This is a genomic window from Ochrobactrum vermis (assembly GCF_002975205.1).
GTDB classification, from domain to species: domain Bacteria; phylum Pseudomonadota; class Alphaproteobacteria; order Rhizobiales; family Rhizobiaceae; genus Brucella; species Brucella vermis.
The window spans coordinates 1,459,258-1,476,578 of record NZ_PCOC01000001.1 but is presented as its reverse complement, the minus strand read 5'-3'; the positions used below and the strand labels follow the sequence as shown (position 1 = coordinate 1,476,578).

Genomic DNA, 17,321 nt, shown 5'->3' with positions numbered 1-17,321 from the left:
TCTAAACATTCTTGTTCTCCTTCCTGTTGAAAACTCAACGTTTCGAATGGACGATCGTTCCAAAGTGAAGGGCAGTCACGACACGTCAGCATTGAACAGATGCCGTGCAATGCGACTCAAAATACGCGGAATTCCAAAAGCTTTAATGATCCGTCAATGAATCGGTGACATCACTAAATTCTAAAAAGGCGCAACCAGCGTTTTCGGTTGTGTTGATGAGTAACGGGCGTGTGGCGTATGGATTCGAAACGAGGGCTGAAACATTCGGTCAACGGCAAGGCTGGGAAGTTGCGCGACAAGCGCGGTTCCGTCGCCATGTTGTCGTTCATGGCTATTGCGGTCGCCTTGGCGGGGTGCGCGTCAGCACCGCAGCCGAAATCAAAGACAAAGCGTTCGAAAGAGTATTTTGCCGAATCCAAATATGGCGTGAAAGCCAGCCCACGCGTAGCCTTTTCAAAAGGAACGTCTTTGCCACGTGGTGGTGGGCGCGATCAGACAGGTCAGCCCTACAAGGTCAAGGGACGCTGGTATTATCCCAAGGAAGACAAGAGCTACGTCAAGGTCGGCCATGCTTCCTGGTACGGAGAAGCTTTCCACGGCCGTCTGACGGCAAATGGTGAAGTCTACGACATGGCGCATCTGACGGCTGCGCATCCGACGATGCCGTTGCCGAGTTATGCCCGTGTGACCAACCTTGCCAATGGCAGTTCGGTCATCGTACGCGTGAATGATCGTGGTCCGTACGAGTTCGACCGTGTGATCGACCTTTCCCAGAAAGCTGCCGAGATGCTTGATTATCAGCACCACGGCACGGCGAATGTGAAGGTTGAATATGTCGGAAGAGCGCCGCTGAATGGCAATGACGACGCATTTCTGATGGCGTCTTACCGTCCAGCAGGTGGTGATGCGATTGGCCAGCCTGCAACTGGCGTCATGATGGCGATGAACGGGCCGACGCCGACATCGCCGAAGTCGCGTGTTCCGATGCCTGCAATGGACGCCATTCCGGTCTCTGCGCCTGTACCAGAAAACTCGCCTTTTGCTGTCGATCCTGCTTATAGCGATCCGTCCGGTGGGGCAGCTCCGTTGTTGCCGGCGAATGTACCTGTGCCGTCGCAGCGCCCCGGTTCGAGCTTTGGTGTGGCGAATGCCGCCGGTGTGAGCGGTCTTGCCGGTTACGCGTCTGACCGGCTTACTGTAACCGCTTATACCGAGGAGCGCGCCTATGGCAGCATCCTGACCAAGGATGCGATCTCAAGCGCGTGGAAGCGCCGCGAGGCCGAGGAATATGGCGAATATGTCGAACTAGGTACATTCACGACGCTCGAAGAGGCAAAACAGCTTCAGGCCTCGTTGCCGCGCTCGACCAGATTTACGCTTACCAAGCTTCCGACCGAAACGAGCGAGTCGTACGAGCTGACAGCCGTGGCAGAGAAGGGCGGAAATGATGCTCTGCTGCGCGCGGCCTGGAAGGCAGGCGCAGTGAATGCGTTTGTCGTTCGTCTCGATTGATCGCTCACGATACGGTGATAAACGCTGGCATATTGATTTTGGTCGGATTCGTTGCGTAAGCTCTATCACATTGCTCACGTAACGGGATTTGCATGGGGCTGATTTCAAAATCATTGGGTTTTGCGCGTGCGGCCTCTGTGGGCGTTTCGCTGGCTGTACTCGTGCCGGTTGCTAGTCTGGCGGCACCTGTCGAGGTGGCATTCGTTTCAAAGGCTCCGCAGGTATTGCTTGTCGATGACCGAAGCGGAACGGTGCTTCTCTCCAAGAATGCCAATGTTCCGATTCCTCCGGCATCTCTCGCCAAGTTGATGACAGCGGAAGTGGTTTTCGAAGCCCTTGATAAAGGCTCCACGACACTCGAAACGCCTTACATCGTCAGCGAGAATGCCTGGAGAACCGGTGGTGCGCCCTCAGGAACATCAACAATGTTCGCGCGCATCAAGTCAGCGCCAACGGTCGCTGATCTGCTGCAGGGAATGATTGTTCAGTCGGCGAATGATGGAGCCATCGTGCTGGCGGAGGGGCTGGCTGGCAGCGAACAGGCTTTTGCAAAGCGCATGAATGATCGTGCGCAGGAACTTGGTTTGACCGGCTCCAAATTCGTAAACTCGACAGGTTTGCCGGCTGAAGGGCAGGCGGTTTCGCTTCAGGATCTGATCAGATTGGCGCGACATATCCGAACCGCCCATCCTGAATACTATAAATATTATGCTCAACCAGCCTTCACCTGGAACAACATCATGCAGCGCAACCGCAATCCCTTGTTGCGGCTTGATGTCGGCGCTGACGGCATGGGAACCGGTTTTACGGAAGCATCCGGCTTTGCGCTGGTCGGGTCGGCGGAACAGAACGGCCGCAGGCTTTATCTGGCGATGAGCGGTCTTTCCAGCATCAAGGAGCGTGAAGAGGAAGCAAAGCGTCTGTTGGAATGGGGTATGACAGCCTTTGACGATGTGCAGCTTTATCCTGCGGACGAAATTGTGGGTGAGGCCCAAGTTTTCGGTGGTGCGCTCACGCATGTGCCACTGAGGGTCAAGGATCGCGTTGAGCTATTGTTACCGAAAGATGGTCGCGACAAGCTGAAAGCTCGTATTGTATATAAGGGACCACTCGACGCCCCTGTCGCCGACAACCAGCAGGTGGGTGTTCTTCAGCTAGAGCTTAATGGTAACATTCTTCGCGATATTCCTGTTTTTACGGCGCAATCTGTCGAGGAGGGAAGTCTCTCAAAGCGCGCCTTGGGGGCGGCAATGGAGCTTTCGACCGGCTGGCTGCGGAAATATCTTTAGCCCGCGCTACGCGTAATCCAGGCTCGACCTGATAGCCAAAGGCCGATATTAACTTCACAGAAGTCCGTTCGGGCATCGATTCAAACATTTGGAATTTGGTTTGTCGGGATTGTTCATCACATTCGAAGGCGGCGAAGGAGCGGGCAAATCGACGCAAATTGCGTTGCTTGCCAAGCACCTGAGGGCAAGCGGCTTCGATCCGGTCATCACGCGAGAACCCGGCGGTTCTCCTGGTGCGGAAGCAGTTCGCCATGTCATATTGAGCGGCAATGCAGAGAATTATGGTCCAGCGATGGAAGCTCTGCTGTTCGCTGCTGCAAGGGCAGACCATGTGGACCAGCTTATCCGCCCGGCACTGAATGAGGGGCGAGTGGTACTCTGCGACCGTTACATCGATTCAAGTCGTGCGTATCAGGGAGTTACCGGTAACCTCGACGGCACCTATATGGCGGCCGTGGAACGCATTGCCATCGACGGCGCCATGCCTGACATGACTATCATTCTCGATATTCCCGCAGAGAAGGGGTTGTCTCGTGCCGGGAAACGGCGTGGTAGCGAAACAGCGGACCGGTTCGAGAAGGAAGATATTGCGGTGCATGAGGCACGACGGCAGGCCTTTCTCGCAATCGCCGAAGCGGAATCTGAGCGATGCAAGGTAATTGACGCTGACCGTCCACAAGACGCAATTGCGGGCGATATCGCAAAGGAAGTCGATAGTGTTCTGACGAAAAGGGGGCTTTTGTGATCGAGGAACTCGACGTCCCCAAAGCTCACGATTCCATTGAGGGTGTGCCGGAACCATCGGCGAGCGATTATGTCGCCGGGCATCGGGAGATCAGTGATTTTCTGGCGCAAGCCTATCGCGAGGGGCGCATGCATCATGCGCTGCTCTTTGAAGGCGCGCAGGGGATCGGCAAGGCAACGCTCGCCTTTCACCTGGCCGGTCATATGCTGGCGAATGGCAACAATGGTGAGGCGCCGGAGCATATTGCTACTCCGGATTTTGCGAGGCCGCTCTGGCGGCAGATAGCAGGCGGCATGCATCCTGCTGTCCTGCATATCAATCGTCCATTCGATCAGAAGACCGGAAAGTTCAAAACAGGTATCCCGGTGGAGGAAATCCGCCGGGTTACGCATTTTCTGACCAGAACAGCATCGGACCACGCCTGGCGCATCGTCATTGTCGACCCTGCCGATGATATGAACCGCAATGCCGCCAATGCACTTCTGAAAACTCTGGAAGAGCCTCCTGCACGGGCGCTCTTTATCCTGATTTCCCATTCGGCGGGGCGTCTGCTTCCGACAATCCGGTCGCGCTGTCAGAGCATCGGCTTCAAGCCGCTCGACGATCATGCGCTGACGGATGCCCTGGCTCATGTCGGTCCCGGTGTCGGAATGGAGGCTGAAGCCGTAACACAAACGCTGCTCCAGCGATCGGAAGGCAGTGTGCGCAAGGCACTTTTGCTGGTGGCAAATGGCGGTATCGAAATTTCCGACACAGTTGATGCTGTTCTCGAAGGACAAAATTTCGATTTGCCGAAAGCACAGGCGCTCGCCGGTATATTGAATGGTCGCGAGTCGGAGGTTCAGTATGAACTGTTCCGTGACCATCTGCTGGGCCGGGTCGCAATCGAAGCTCGTCGTCGCGCAGAGGCAGGACAACTGCGTGATGCAGACCGCTGGTCGCGTTTCTGGAGCGATCTCGTGCGCGAAACCGTGGACGCCGAAACCTACAATCTCGACCGTCGGCAAGCTGTGGTAATCCTTTTGGAAAAAACGCATCGCGCTTTTCGTTCGGGTCAGCCTCCGCTTGCGTGACATGGCCGCTGACTTGCGTTATGTCACCGCTGATAATTTTCTTCTTGTGTGTCTGCTAATCATTCAGGCGCGCTTTCAAACTTCGAAAGACCGGGTCCATAATGAGCCGCGAAAAATATTACATCACCACCGCGATTGCTTATCCGAACGGAAAGCCGCACATCGGTCACGCGTATGAACTAATCGCCACCGATGCAATGGCGCGTTTTCAGCGCCTGAATGGCAAGGATGTTTTCTTTCTGACCGGTACGGACGAACACGGCATCAAGATGCTGCAGAGCGCGCGCAAGGAAGGCATCACGCCGCGCGAGCTTGCAGACCGCAATACGGCCGCGTTCCGGCAGATGGCGGACGTGCTGAACAGCTCGAATGACGATTATATTCGCACCTCGGAAGAGCGCCATTACAAGGCTAGCCAGGCAATCTGGAAAGCGATGGCTGATAATGGCGATATCTACAAGGGTGGATATGCCGGTTGGTACTCCGTGCGTGACGAAGCCTATTACGGCGAAGAGGAAACGGAAGTCCGCGAGGATGGCGTTCGCTACGGCCCGCAGGGTACGCCCGTCGAATGGGTTGAGGAGGAAAGCTATTTCTTCCGTCTCTCAACCTATCAGGACAAGCTGCTCGACCTTTACGAGAACAATCCGGGCTTCATCATGCCTGCAGAGCGCCGCAACGAGATTGTGAGCTTCGTCAAGTCGGGCCTGAAAGACCTGTCGATTTCGCGCACGACCTTCGACTGGGGCATTCCGGTGCCGGGCGATGAGAAGCATGTCATGTATGTCTGGGTTGACGCCCTGACCAACTACATTACCGCTCTCGGCTATCCCGACACTTCGGACGAAAAGTGGGGTTATTGGCCCGCCAATGCCCATATCATCGGCAAGGATATCTCGCGCTTTCACGCTGTCTATTGGCCCGCATTCCTGATGTCGGCTGGTATTCCGCTGCCAAAGCGGGTTTTTGCCCATGGCTTCCTGTTCAACCGCGGCGAGAAAATGTCGAAGTCCCTCGGCAATGTGATCGATCCGTTCGGTCTTGTTGAGCGCTATGGGCTCGATCAGTTGCGCTATTTCCTGATGCGTGAAGTACCGTTCGGTCAGGACGGCAGCTACAGCCATGACGCTATTGTCAACCGCACCAACGCCGATCTGGCAAACGATCTTGGCAATCTTGCACAACGTTCCCTGTCGATGATCGCCAAGAACTGTGAAGGCAAGGTTCCGGTTCCGGGCGAATTCTCGGACGCGGATAAGGCTATTCTCGATCAGGCCGATGCGGCGCTCGATACCGCGCGCAAGGCAATGGACGATCAGGCACTTCATCTTGCGCTTGGAGCGATATTTGCTGTTGTTGCCGAAGCCAACCGCTATTTTGCGGGACAGGAGCCTTGGGCGTTGCGTAAGACCGATCCCGCACGCATGGGCACTGTTCTTTATGTGACGGCAGAAGTGATCCGGCGCGTTGGCATCATGGTACAGCCGTTCATCCCGCAATCAGCGGAAAAGCTTCTCGACATACTGGCAATTCCTGCCGACAAGCGCCAGTTCTCTGACGTCACGGCAAGCCAGCTTGTCGGCGGTACCGATCTGCCAGCTCCGCAGCCGGTATTCCCGCGCTATGTGGAAACAGAAGAGCAGAACTGAGTTCGATGATGCTTGTCGATAGTCATTGTCACCTCGACTTTGCCGACTTCGAGCCCGAGCGCGATGACATCGTTCAGCGCGCTCTGGACGCTGGGGTCAGGCGCATGGTGACCATTTCCACGCGGGTCAAGAAATTCGACACGATCCGTGCGCTCGCTGAAACCTATGATTCCGTTTATTGTTCGGTTGGAACTCACCCGAACAATGCGCATGAAGAACTGGACGTGACCGCCGATGATCTCGTGCGTCTGGCCGAACATCCGAAAGTGGTGGCCATCGGTGAGGTGGGGCTCGACTATCACTATGATTATGCGCCGCCGGAAGCACAGAGGCAGGGCTTTCTCGTGCACATCGAGGCCGCGCGTCGTACTCAATTGCCGCTGGTCATTCATGCCCGCAATGCGGATGAGGACATGGCCGAGATTCTGGAACGTGAGACGGAGAAGGGCGCATTTCCGTTTATCCTGCACTGCTTCTCTTCCGGTCGCGCTCTAGCCGAAAAGGGTATCGCGCTCGGTGGTTACGTCTCTTTCTCGGGGATTCTGACTTTCAAGAACTCAGCCGAAATCCGCGAAGTTGCTTCCACAGTTCCGCGTGACCGTTTACTCGTCGAGACGGATGCTCCTTATCTGGCGCCGGTTCCTTATCGCGGCAAGCGCAACGAACCTTCTTTTGTGCAGCATACCGCTGCCGTGCTTGCCGAGACGATTGGCGTGAGCAGAGAAGAAATTGCTAAGATCACCAGCGAAAATGTCTTCCGGTTGTTCTCAAAGATGCCCGCGCCAGAAGATTTGGTCGCAAAAGGAAATTGATTGTGTCAGCGTCGCGCAACTGCCTGCGTTTTACGCTTCTGGGCTGCGGATCCTCTCCCGGCGTGCCACGCATCAATGGCGACTGGGGCAGTTGCGATCCCAATAATCCGAAGAACCGGCGTCGTCGTGCATCGCTCTTGGTTGAGCGGTTTGACAATGCGGGTAACAGCACAACGGTTGTGATTGATACGGGGCCGGATTTCCGCGCCCAGATGATCGATGCAGGAGCACACAGCCTCGATGCGGCTGTCTATACCCATCCGCATGCTGACCATATTCACGGTATCGATGATCTTCGCACATATGTCGTTGAAAACCGTCGCCTCATGGATGTCTATGCCAATCGGCTGACGCGTAACCGGCTTTTCGACGCTTTCGGCTATTGTTTCGAAACACCTGCCGGATCGAGCTATCCGCCGATCCTCAGCATGCACGATATCGCTCCGGAGACGCCGTTTTCCATATCGGGAGCGGGAGGTGCAATCCGTTTTGAGCCGTTCAGTCAGGTCCATGGCGATATTGAATCGCTTGGCTTTCGTATGGGGTCAGTCGTTTATTGCACCGATGTGAGTGCTTTTCCTGAACAAAGCCTCAAGCATTTGGGTGACGCCGAGGTGCTCATCATCGATGCATTGCAATACCGCCCGCATCCAAGCCATTTCTCGCTCGGCGAAGCGCTCGAATGGATTGAGAAGCTCGCGCCCAAGCGCGCTATCCTCACGCATATGCATGTTCCGCTCGATTACGGCACTGTCATGCGTGAGACACCTGACAGTGTAGAACCGGGATATGACGGACTTCGTTTCGAAGTGCCGCTCTGAGTTTCAGACCTTGTAATGAAAAAGCCCGCGATGAGATCATCGCGGGCTTTCTTGTGAAGCTCTATAATTTAGCCAACCGCACCCTTGGACGGGAAGGGCATCACATTGCTACCCTCGGTCGCTTTGGCTGCCTTGTCTTCCAGTTTGAGGCCACCGGCACGTAGAAGGTCGGTAAAGCGACCACCCCGTTCGGCAAGTTCATCGAAGCTGCCGCTTTCGACCAGATGTCCCTTATCCATGAATAGGACCAGATCGGCTGAGCGGACAGTCGAGAGACGGTGTGCGATGATGAAGGTCGTCCGGTTGTGACTGAGGTCGTCAACCGCTTGCTTGACCTTTTCTTCGGTTTCGACGTCGAGCGCGCTGGTAGCTTCGTCCAGAACGAGGATGGGCGAGTCCTTCAGGATTGCTCGCGCAATCGCAAGTCGCTGGCGCTCGCCGCCCGAAAGCTGCGAACCGCGTTCACCGACGACCGTGTCGTAGCCGTTGCCCTTGGCGAGAATGAAGTCATGCGCTGCAGCGGCGCGGGCTGCGGCTTGCACTTCCTCATGCGTGGCGCTTTCACGGCCGACACGAATATTCTCTTCGACCGAGCGATTGAACAGGCCCGCATCCTGGAAGACGGTTGCAATCGCATGGCGCAACGAACGACGGCTGACGGTACGTGTATCTGTTCCGTCGACTGTGATACGGCCGGCTGCGGGATCGAAGACACGCTGCAGTAGATTGATAAGCGTGGTCTTGCCTGCGCCTGTCGGACCGACGATCGCGACCGTCTGTCCCGGCTTGATCTCGAAGGACACGTCGTAGACGCCCTGGCCGGAATTCGGGAACTCAAAGGTGACATTGTCAAAAACGATGTCGCCCTTGACGTCGGTAAGATCAGAAACGTCCTGCGGTTCCTGACGGTCAGCCGTAGCGTCTTCCATCTGGAAGAATTCTTCAAGCTTGGCGCGTGCCGTAACCGTCTGGTTGATGAACGCGCTGATCTGGTCGAGGCGACCGATCATCAGCTGGGCAAAGCCGATAAAGGCAATCACATCGCCGACACGCATCTGGCCTTTGGTAACGAAGTACGCGCCAAGAACAAGAACAACCACCATCGAGAAGGTCGAAGCCATGCGATTCAAGCCGCTGGCAAGCGCCCACCAGTTAAGAACCGGGAACTGTGCTTTTTCAAGTTTCTTGGCATAATCGCGCAGAGACTGAGTTTCTGACGCAATGCGGTTATAGCTCTGTACGACCGAAACGTTGCTGATTGTATCGCTGACGTGTTCGAACAGCTTGTGGTGATGCTTCTCGACAGCCACCTGGCCGTCTTTGGTTTTGCGCATCACCAGCTGACCGATCATCACATAGATGACGCCGAGCACGATCAGCACCAGCGACATGCGCATATCCATGTTCATTGCAACCGGAATGAGCGTCACTAGGGCAACGATCGTCGTCAAATGCTGACGCATGAATTCGAGCCAGAGCGTGAATAGCGAGTCCGTTGCGCGAACCAGCGTATGGAGTGCGTTGGATGTACCGCGCTTCTGGTGCCAGGAAAGCGGCATTGTGATGAGACGTTCATAGGAATCGATCATCACGCCCAGACGACGACGGTGTGCGAGGCGGTCGGCTCCGCGTGCAACAAAAACCGCAGCAACAATGTTGAAGCCGCCAAGGGCAGCCCACATCGCAATCGGCGAGAAGATATCGCCCTTGTCGGAGATGGCCTGAATGATCCGGCCGAACAAAATTGGTTCGGCGAGCGTGACAAGGGCAACCAGGACACTCGCGACACACATGGTTATCGTCGCGGTCTTCTCGACCGCGAGGTATTCCATGGCTCGCCAGTAAATTTTGAGCAATGACACTTTCGCACTCCCGCTCGTTCTATTTCACGGGACTAAATGGTATAGCCCCGTTGTTCTATCAATATCTGATGGCGGCAAGAAGTGGCGATTGGGTGTCAAGATCGACCATAAATTAAAAACGGGTGTAACCGAGTGTGAAGATTCAGTGGTAGGAATCGAATTCTTTAGAGAATGCCGGGACAGATACAGCTAATGCAGCCAAATTGCAGTTTTCAGGAATTCTGCCTAGTAATCGTCGGAACTCGCGTCTATTGACAGGATTAAGTGAGCGGCGCGCGCGTACGTGCCGTATTAGGAAGAGTTGATCGGGTTTCTCAATGGCAGGCGTTGAACAGAAGATTGTGGATACAAGCGAAGCGGGCATGCGGCTCGATCGCTGGTTTAAGGTCCATTATCCGGGGCTCGGTTTTGGTCACCTGCAGAAACTCCTGCGGTCGGGGCAAGTTCGTATCGACGGTTCCCGGGCCAAGGCCGACACGCGTATTCAGGCAGGCCAGTCGGTTCGCATTCCGCCGCTCGGCGTTGATGAGAAGGCTACTGGTCCTGTAACAGCGCGCACCATCCGCAGTCAGGAAGATGGTGATGTCCTAAAGCAGATGTTGATTTATGAAGACGCAAAGGTCTTTGTTTTCAATAAGCCTGCGGGTCTGGCAGTGCAGGGCGGTTCTGGCCTCGTTCGCCATGTGGACGGTATGCTTGAAGCATGGCGCAATAAGAAGGGTGAAAAGCCTCGCCTTGTGCATCGTATCGACCGTGATACGTCGGGCTGCCTTGTTGTTGCTAAGACACGCGGTGCTGCACAGGCTCTGACCGCTGCATTCCGCGAACGCGACACCAAGAAGACCTATTGGGCATTGGTAAAGGGCGTTCCGCGCAAACGTGAGGACAAGATTTCCACATGGCTGGTTAAAGAACAGACACCAGATGGCGACAGAATGCGCGTTTGCCAGCATGGCGAGCCTGATTCAGATCACGCTGTCTCTTATTACCGGATCATCGAAAAGGTCGGCAATAATCTGACGTGGTTGGAGATGGAGCCTTATACAGGACGCACCCATCAGTTGCGCGTTCATGCGGCACATATCGGCCATCCGATCATCGGCGATCCCAAATATTTTGAAGCCGACCAGAATTGGGAATTTCCGGGGGGCATTCAGAAAAAGCTGCATCTTCATGCACGCCGCATCCGTATTCCGAACCCATCGGGCGGCGTTATTGATGTAACAGCGCCATTGCCGCCACATATGGTGCAGTCATGGAACCTGCTCGGCTTCGACGAGGAAAGTGCGGAAGATTAAAATGTCAGGCGAAGCGGGGGGATCGTCCGAAGGACGAGTTTCGTTCGATGGGCTGGCCATCATGCTGGTCATGTTCATCATGTTCAGCTGGGGGCTAAATCAGGTTGCCATCAAGATCGGCAATCGAGGGTTCAATCCCATGCTGATGGCGGCAGGGCGCGCAGCACTTGGCGGTGTGTGCGTTTTTCTTTGGTGTTACTGGCGCCGTATTCCGCTTTTCAATCGTGATGGTACGCTTGCGGCCGGGATAGCCGCCGGTTTGCTGTTCGGTACTGAGTTCGTTCTGATTTTTCTCGCGATGGAGCTGACGAGCGTGGGGCGCGTCACCCTCATGATGAATGTCATGCCGTTCTGGGTTGCTATCGGCAGTCATTTTCTTCTCGGCGAGCGGATGTCAGTCAGGGCCTTCCTCGGCATGTGTATTGCATTTCTGGGGGTGTTTCTCGTTTTCTCCGACCATGTCAGCCGACCGGGGCCACATGCAATCTATGGCGATCTGCTCGCTCTGGTGTCTGGTGTGCTGTGGGGGCTTACCACTCTGGTCATCAAGAGAACGCGGCTTGCTTATACGGCGCCGGAAAAGACGCTTCTTTATCAGCTGGTGGTTGCAGCTCTGGTGCCATTGCCATTCATCTCGTTGAACGGTCCGCTGCTTCGCAGCCCGGATGTACTCTCCATATCGGCCTTTCTCTTTCAGGCGATATTCGTGGTGGCCTTTACCTATCCGCTCTGGTTCTGGATGGTGCGTCGATACCCTGCATCAAAGCTTTCAAATTTTGCATTCCTCACGCCAGCATTTGGCGTGCTATTGAGCGGTCTCATTCTGAACGAGCCTCTGGGCTGGAAAATATTCGCGGCTCTCGCACTGGTCGGCTGCGGACTGATGATTATCAACAAGCCGGCAAAGGTCTCCAACGCCCGATGAAACTTGTACTTTTCGATTGCGACGGAACGCTGGTAGATAGCGGCGATTTTATTCACAGATGCATGGCAACGAGCTTTGCTGATGCCGGTCTGGAACCTCCCGCAATCGAAGAGACATATTCGATCATCGGCTTGTCGCTAAACCTGGCCATAGCAAAGCTACTGAAGCGCGAACCGGATGATCAGGTGCAATGGCTGACGCAGCGCTACAAGGAAAACTTTGTCATGCTGCGACAAGCTCCTGATTTTGCAGAGCCGCTCTACGATGGAATTCTGCCACTTCTGACGGAACTTGGGGCAAGGGATGACCTTCTGCTCGGTATCGTTACCGGAAAGTCCCAGCGCGGCGTTCGCTCTGTCTTTGAGCGCCATGGCATAGGGCATCATTTCGTGGTGACGCGTACCGCCGACGACTGTCCATCGAAGCCGCATCCAGCCATGGTGCTTGAATCCTGCGCGGAGATGGGGATAGAACCCGACCAGACGATTGTTATCGGTGATGCTGTTTATGATATGCAGATGGCCCGCTCGGCAGGCGCTATGGCGGCGGGCGTGTCATGGGGTTATCATAACCGGCAGGGATTAATAGAAGCTGGTGCCCATCACATTCTGGAAGCGCCATCCGAACTCCATGCACTGCTGCACGGTTCGGACGGGCAGGTTCTGTAATAATCGAGGCCCCTATCAAGTCAGCGACAAAGAACTGGACCGATCTATGCGTGACATTTTGAGTGATCTTGAAGCTGGAAAGCAGCTTTCGGACGAAAATCCGATCGTGCGGGCACAAAAGCTGATGCTTGCGCAGCTGCCTAAACGCTTCTACGAAAAAGCGGAAGTAGCCGAAGTTGAAGGCGGCTTTGCCGTCCATCTAGATGGCCGCCCGGTCAAGACACCTGCGCGCAATCTTCTGCTGCTGCCGACCGAGGCGGCTGCTCAGATCGTAGCGGATGAATTTTCCGCTCAGGAAAAGGTAATCGATCCGGGAAAGATGCCCGCCACCCGCCTCGTCAATACGGCGATTGACGGAATTGCGCAGGATCCGCAGGCTGTATTCGAGGATATTTTGCGTTTTGCGGGGACGGACATGCTTTGCTATCGCGCCGATAGCCCGCAAGAGCTTGTTTCTCGACAGACTGAGCAATGGGACCCGTTGATCGACTGGATGGAGGGGCTTGGCGTCCGATTTTCACTCGCTGAAGGTGTGATGCACATCGAGCAGCCGCGCGAAGCGATAGCAGCACTCGGCGTGCATCTGGCTGCCTTCAAGGATCCAATTGCGCTGGCGTCATTGCATACGATGACGACGCTGACGGGATCGGCGATTATTGCGTTTGCCATAGCCAAGGGCGAAGTGACTGCCGAACAAGGCTGGAATCTGGCGCATATCGATGAGGACTGGACCATCGAGCAATGGGGACCAGATGCGGAAGCCGTAGAGCGACGCAAAAACCGCGAAATCGAAATGATGATGGCGGCCCGAGTACTTAAAGCGCTTTAAATATCAGAACTATCACATTGATCTCATAAAGAAACCCCGGCAATGCCGGGGTTTCTTTTTGCGCGCGCAATCATCAAGTGTTGCGCGTCGTTCCCCTCGGTAAAAGTAAAAGAAATTGCGCGGATGGATTGGCATCCGCGCAATTTTCTTAAACCGAGTAGTACATGTCGTACTCGACCGGATGTGGCGTCGTTTCGTAACGCAGCACTTCGGCCATCTTGAGCTCAATGAAGCTGTCAATCTGATCATCTTCAAAGACGCCGCCAGCCTTGAGGAACTCGCGATCCTTATCGAGCGACTGCAGCGCTTCACGAAGCGAACCGCAGACGGTTGGGATCTTCTTGAGTTCCTTTGCTGGCAGATCGTACAGATCCTTATCCATTGCCTGGCCCGGATGGATCTTGTTCTTGATGCCATCAAGACCAGCCATCAGCAGCGCTGCGAAGCAGAGATATGGGTTTGCTGCCGGATCCGGGAAACGAACTTCAAGGCGCTTCGATTTCGGCGACGAGCCGAATGGAATACGGCAGGAAGCCGAACGGTTGCGAGCTGAGTAAGCGAGCAGAACCGGAGCTTCGTAACCTGGGACGAGGCGCTTGTAGGAGTTGGTCGATGGGTTGGTGAATGCGTTCACAGCTTTGGCATGCTTGATGACGCCACCGATGAAGTACAGGCAGTTTTCCGACAGACCGGCATATTCGTTACCAGCGAAGGTTGGCTTGCCTTCTTTCCAGATCGAGAAGTGAACGTGCATACCCGAGCCGTTATCGCCGAAAACTGGCTTTGGCATGAAGGTTGCAGTCTTGCCGTAGGCATTGGCAACCTGATGCACAACATACTTGTAGATCTGCATCTTGTCGGCGTTACGAACGAGCGTATCAAATTTCACACCGAGTTCGTGCTGAGCCGAAGCCACTTCGTGGTGGTGCTTCTCAACGGTTACGCCCATTTCCGTCAGAATGGTGAGCATTTCCGAACGCATGTCCTGTGCGCTGTCGATTGGCGGAACCGGGAAGTACCCGCCCTTGACACGTGGACGGTGGCCGAGATTGCCGGTTTCGTAATCGGTATCGTCGTTCGATGGCAGTTCAGTCGAATCGAGCTTGAAGCCGGTGTTGAACGGATCGACCTTGTACTTGACGTCGTCGAAGACGAAGAATTCAGCTTCCGGGCCAACATAAACAGTGTCGCCGATGCCGAGCGACTTCATGTAGGCTTCGGCCTTCTTTGCAGTCGTGCGTGGATCGCGGCCATAAGCTTCACCCGAAATCGGATCAAGAATGTCGCAGAGAATGACCAGCGTGGACTGAGCGAAGAATGGATCGATGTGAGCGGTTTCTGGATCCGGCATGAGAACCATGTCGGATTCGTTGATGGCCTTCCAGCCACCGATCGATGAACCGTCAAACATGACGCCGTCTTCGAACATTTCTTCGTCTACGAGGCCAATATCCATCGTGACGTGATGCAGCTTGCCCTTGGGATCGGTGAAGCGCAGGTCAACAAACTTGATGTCGTTGTCTTTGATCTGTTTCAGAATGTCATTGGCAGTCGTCATTTTGGTATCCTGTTTGCACGACGATGGATTGTACGCAGGTATTATCAGATGGCATCCACGCCGGATTCACCGGTACGGATGCGAATAACTTCTTCGATATTGGAGACGAAAATCTTACCATCGCCGATGCGTCCCGTCTGGGCAGCCTTGCGGATGGCTTCAATAGCACCGTCCACGGTTTCGTCAGCGACGATGACCTCAACTTTCACCTTGGGAAGAAAGTCGACGACATATTCGGCGCCGCGGTAAAGTTCGGTATGACCTTTTTGTCGTCCAAAGCCCTTGGCTTCGATGACAGTGATCCCCTGCAAGCCGACTTCCTGAAGGGCTTCCTTCACTTCATCCAGCTTGAAGGGCTTAATGATGGCTTCGATCTTTTTCATCAGAGAATGGTCTCCGCTCTTCTTCGGAAATGAGCATTGTGCTCGTTTCACCAATAGAGAAGCATGAAGTGTGCCAGTTTGAGGTAGGTGTAAGAATTTTCTGCAGTTTCCTTCATTTCAAGGCAGAGTGGCACTATTCGTGATGCTTGCGCAAGCGCGACTATGGCGACAAGTATGAAATAGGCCGTATTGATCTGGCTTTTCTGTCTAAAAATTAGCCATCATGCCTTAAAAGAGGGCGGGCTTGCATAAAATGGGGTGCCGCGTATTTAATCACATCGACAGCCCCTGTTTAAAAGGTACGTGATGTACGAATTGCTGACTCCGCAGGAAATGGCAGAAGCGGATCGCCAGACGATCGGGTCTGGTATCAAGGATGGTTTCTCGCTGATGGTTGCGGCAGGGCGAGCGGTTGCGGATGTCGCGCAGCGGATGTTTCCCCGCAATGCGCCTGTCGCTGTTCTGTGCGGGCCCGGCAACAATGGCGGCGACGGTTACATCGCGGCACAGTTTCTGCTGGAGGCGGGATTGGAAGTTGTATGCTTCGCATCAACTCCTCCTCGGAAAGGCTCGGATGCCATGCGCGCATCGCTTTTCTACAAGGGACCTGTGACCAACTTCAACGAGTTTTCGACCGCTAGTTTTGGAGGGGTAGTCGACGCCCTATTCGGCGCAGGACTCGCTCGTGACATTCACGGAGCTGAAGCCGTAGCAATTGATGCGGTGAATGCCTCTGACGTGCCTGTTGTGGCAGTTGATTTGCCAAGCGGCATATCCGGTGAAGGCGGGGGCATTCTCGGCACGGCGATCCGGGCGCGCGCAACCGTCACATTTTTTCGCAAGAAACCCGGCCACCTGCTGCAGCCGGGAAGGGCGCATTGCGGTGTTCTCCACGTTGCGGATATCGGTATTCCAGATCACATACTTGCAACTATCGAACCGCGCACTTTCGAGAATGCTCCTGAGCTTTGGGAAAGCACGTTGCCTGTTCTTGGCGCTGAGGCTTATAAATATAGTCGTGGCCATGTCGCGGTGTTGTCCGGCGGGGCTCATTCGACAGGCGCGGCACGTCTGTCAGCTCTTGCAGCAGCTCGTAGCGGAGCGGGCGCGGTGACGCTTTTGTCTCCGCCCGACGCCATGGTGGTGAATGCGGCGCATCTGACCAGCATCATGATCCGTGAAACGCGCGGCTTGAGAGATGTTCGGCAGTTCTTTGCTGAACGCAAGGTTGCCGCAGCGGTACTCGGTCCAGGTTATGGGAATCCGGCTTTTGCGCGTGAACATGCCTTGTTTCTCGCCAGCGGCGAACTGGAGGGATTTCACGGCCTGGTTCTGGATGCTGACGGGATTACGGCTTTTGAACGGAATCCAAACGAGCTGTTCGAAAAGCGGCAGGGTGTTGCGACGCCGCTCGTGCTCACACCGCACGAAGGAGAATTCCGGCGACTGTTCCCTGATATCGCAAAGAATTCGACCTCGAAGATTGAAAAGGCGCGTGAGGCTGCAAAGCGTGCCAATGCATTTATTATATATAAAGGGCCCGATACCGTGATTGCGGAACCGGAAGGACTGGCCGTAGTCAACGCCAATGGAACACCGTTGCTGGCGACAGCAGGATCAGGTGACGTCCTGACGGGTATAGTCTGCGGCCTGCTTTCGCAGGGCATGCCTGCATTTGTCGCTGCCTGTGCGTCGGTATGGATGCATGCGGACGCCGCTCGTCGCTTCGGTCATGGCCTTATCGCCGAAGATTTGCCTGCTCAACTTCCTAAGGTTTTGTCGGCGTTAGAGCGATCTTCCCGAAATTAACGACCGGACGTTCGGCTGTTCTTGGTGCCGACGTCAATAGTGATACTTCCGGAGACAGAAACATCTGTATTGCCGATGCGAAAATTCT

General features: G+C 55.0%; 15 protein-coding genes. 12 read left to right on the top strand and 3 right to left on the bottom strand.

Annotated features, from left to right (window positions below; translation table 11 throughout):
* Positions 1-237 precede the first annotated feature (237 nt).
* From CQZ93_RS07290 to CQZ93_RS07260, 7 genes are all read left to right on the top strand, one after another.
* On the top strand, positions 238-1,512 hold the full coding sequence (locus CQZ93_RS07290) for a septal ring lytic transglycosylase RlpA family protein (protein WP_105541985.1): 1,275 nt from the start codon (positions 238-240) through the stop codon (positions 1,510-1,512).
* A gap of 92 nt (positions 1,513-1,604) precedes the next feature.
* Positions 1,605-2,801 carry a D-alanyl-D-alanine carboxypeptidase family protein gene (locus tag CQZ93_RS07285; RefSeq protein WP_105541984.1) on the top strand — a complete coding sequence of 399 codons (1,197 nt, stop codon included), beginning with the start codon at positions 1,605-1,607 and terminating at the stop codon, positions 2,799-2,801.
* Positions 2,802-2,901: 100 nt separating this feature from the next.
* Positions 2,902-3,546, top strand: coding sequence for a dTMP kinase (gene tmk, locus CQZ93_RS07280; RefSeq protein WP_105541983.1), 645 nt, complete (start codon positions 2,902-2,904; stop codon positions 3,544-3,546).
* Complete coding sequence (locus CQZ93_RS07275) at positions 3,543-4,619, top strand: DNA polymerase III subunit delta' (protein WP_105541982.1); 1,077 nt, start codon at positions 3,543-3,545, stop codon at positions 4,617-4,619. Before tmk ends, CQZ93_RS07275 begins: the two co-directional genes overlap by 4 nt.
* 101 nt (positions 4,620-4,720) lie before the next feature.
* Positions 4,721-6,268 carry a methionine--tRNA ligase gene (gene metG, locus CQZ93_RS07270; RefSeq protein ID WP_105541981.1) on the top strand — a complete coding sequence of 516 codons (1,548 nt, stop codon included), beginning with the start codon at positions 4,721-4,723 and terminating at the stop codon, positions 6,266-6,268.
* Between the two features lie 8 nt (positions 6,269-6,276).
* Positions 6,277-7,080, top strand: coding sequence for a TatD family hydrolase (locus CQZ93_RS07265; RefSeq protein WP_105543216.1), 804 nt, complete (start codon positions 6,277-6,279; stop codon positions 7,078-7,080).
* A 2-nt stretch (positions 7,081-7,082) separates the two neighbouring features.
* Positions 7,083-7,901, top strand: a complete 819-nt coding sequence (locus tag CQZ93_RS07260) for an MBL fold metallo-hydrolase (protein ID WP_105541980.1) — start codon at positions 7,083-7,085, stop codon at positions 7,899-7,901.
* Positions 7,902-7,969: 68 nt separating this feature from the next.
* Here CQZ93_RS07260 and CQZ93_RS07255 read toward each other — a convergent pair whose 3' ends face one another.
* Positions 7,970-9,763, bottom strand: a complete 1,794-nt coding sequence (locus tag CQZ93_RS07255; RefSeq protein WP_105541979.1) for a glucan ABC transporter ATP-binding protein/ permease — start codon at positions 9,761-9,763, stop codon at positions 7,970-7,972.
* Positions 9,764-10,080: 317 nt separating this feature from the next.
* Here CQZ93_RS07255 and CQZ93_RS07250 point away from each other — a divergent pair, with 317 nt between their 5' ends.
* Genes CQZ93_RS07250 through CQZ93_RS07235 form a run of 4 tightly spaced genes read left to right on the top strand, consistent with a single transcriptional unit; the run spans position 10,081 to position 13,483 of the window.
* Positions 10,081-11,061, top strand: coding sequence for an RluA family pseudouridine synthase (locus CQZ93_RS07250; protein WP_105541978.1), 981 nt, complete (start codon positions 10,081-10,083; stop codon positions 11,059-11,061).
* Position 11,062: 1 nt separating this feature from the next.
* A complete protein-coding gene (locus tag CQZ93_RS07245; protein ID WP_105541977.1) occupies positions 11,063-11,986 on the top strand; it encodes a DMT family transporter in 924 nt (307 codons plus the stop codon).
* Positions 11,983-12,654 (top strand): HAD-IA family hydrolase, encoded by a 672-nt coding sequence (locus CQZ93_RS07240; RefSeq protein WP_105541976.1) that lies wholly within the window; start codon positions 11,983-11,985, stop codon positions 12,652-12,654. Before CQZ93_RS07245 ends, CQZ93_RS07240 begins: the two co-directional genes overlap by 4 nt.
* A 46-nt stretch (positions 12,655-12,700) precedes the next feature.
* Positions 12,701-13,483 carry an ATP12 family chaperone protein gene (locus CQZ93_RS07235; RefSeq protein WP_105541975.1) on the top strand — a complete coding sequence of 261 codons (783 nt, stop codon included), beginning with the start codon at positions 12,701-12,703 and terminating at the stop codon, positions 13,481-13,483.
* Between the two features lie 148 nt (positions 13,484-13,631).
* On the opposite strand, the gene glnA is transcribed toward CQZ93_RS07235, so the two are convergent.
* Positions 13,632-15,041, bottom strand: a complete 1,410-nt coding sequence (glnA, locus tag CQZ93_RS07230) for a type I glutamate--ammonia ligase (protein ID WP_105541974.1) — start codon at positions 15,039-15,041, stop codon at positions 13,632-13,634.
* A gap of 44 nt (positions 15,042-15,085) precedes the next feature.
* Entirely contained in the window at positions 15,086-15,424 is a 339-nt protein-coding gene (locus tag CQZ93_RS07225) for a P-II family nitrogen regulator (RefSeq protein WP_007874909.1), read from the bottom strand.
* A 306-nt stretch (positions 15,425-15,730) separates the two neighbouring features.
* On the opposite strand from CQZ93_RS07225, the gene CQZ93_RS07220 reads away from it, so the two are divergent.
* A complete protein-coding gene (locus tag CQZ93_RS07220; protein ID WP_105541973.1) occupies positions 15,731-17,233 on the top strand; it encodes an NAD(P)H-hydrate dehydratase in 1,503 nt (500 codons plus the stop codon).
* Positions 17,234-17,321 lie beyond the last annotated feature (88 nt).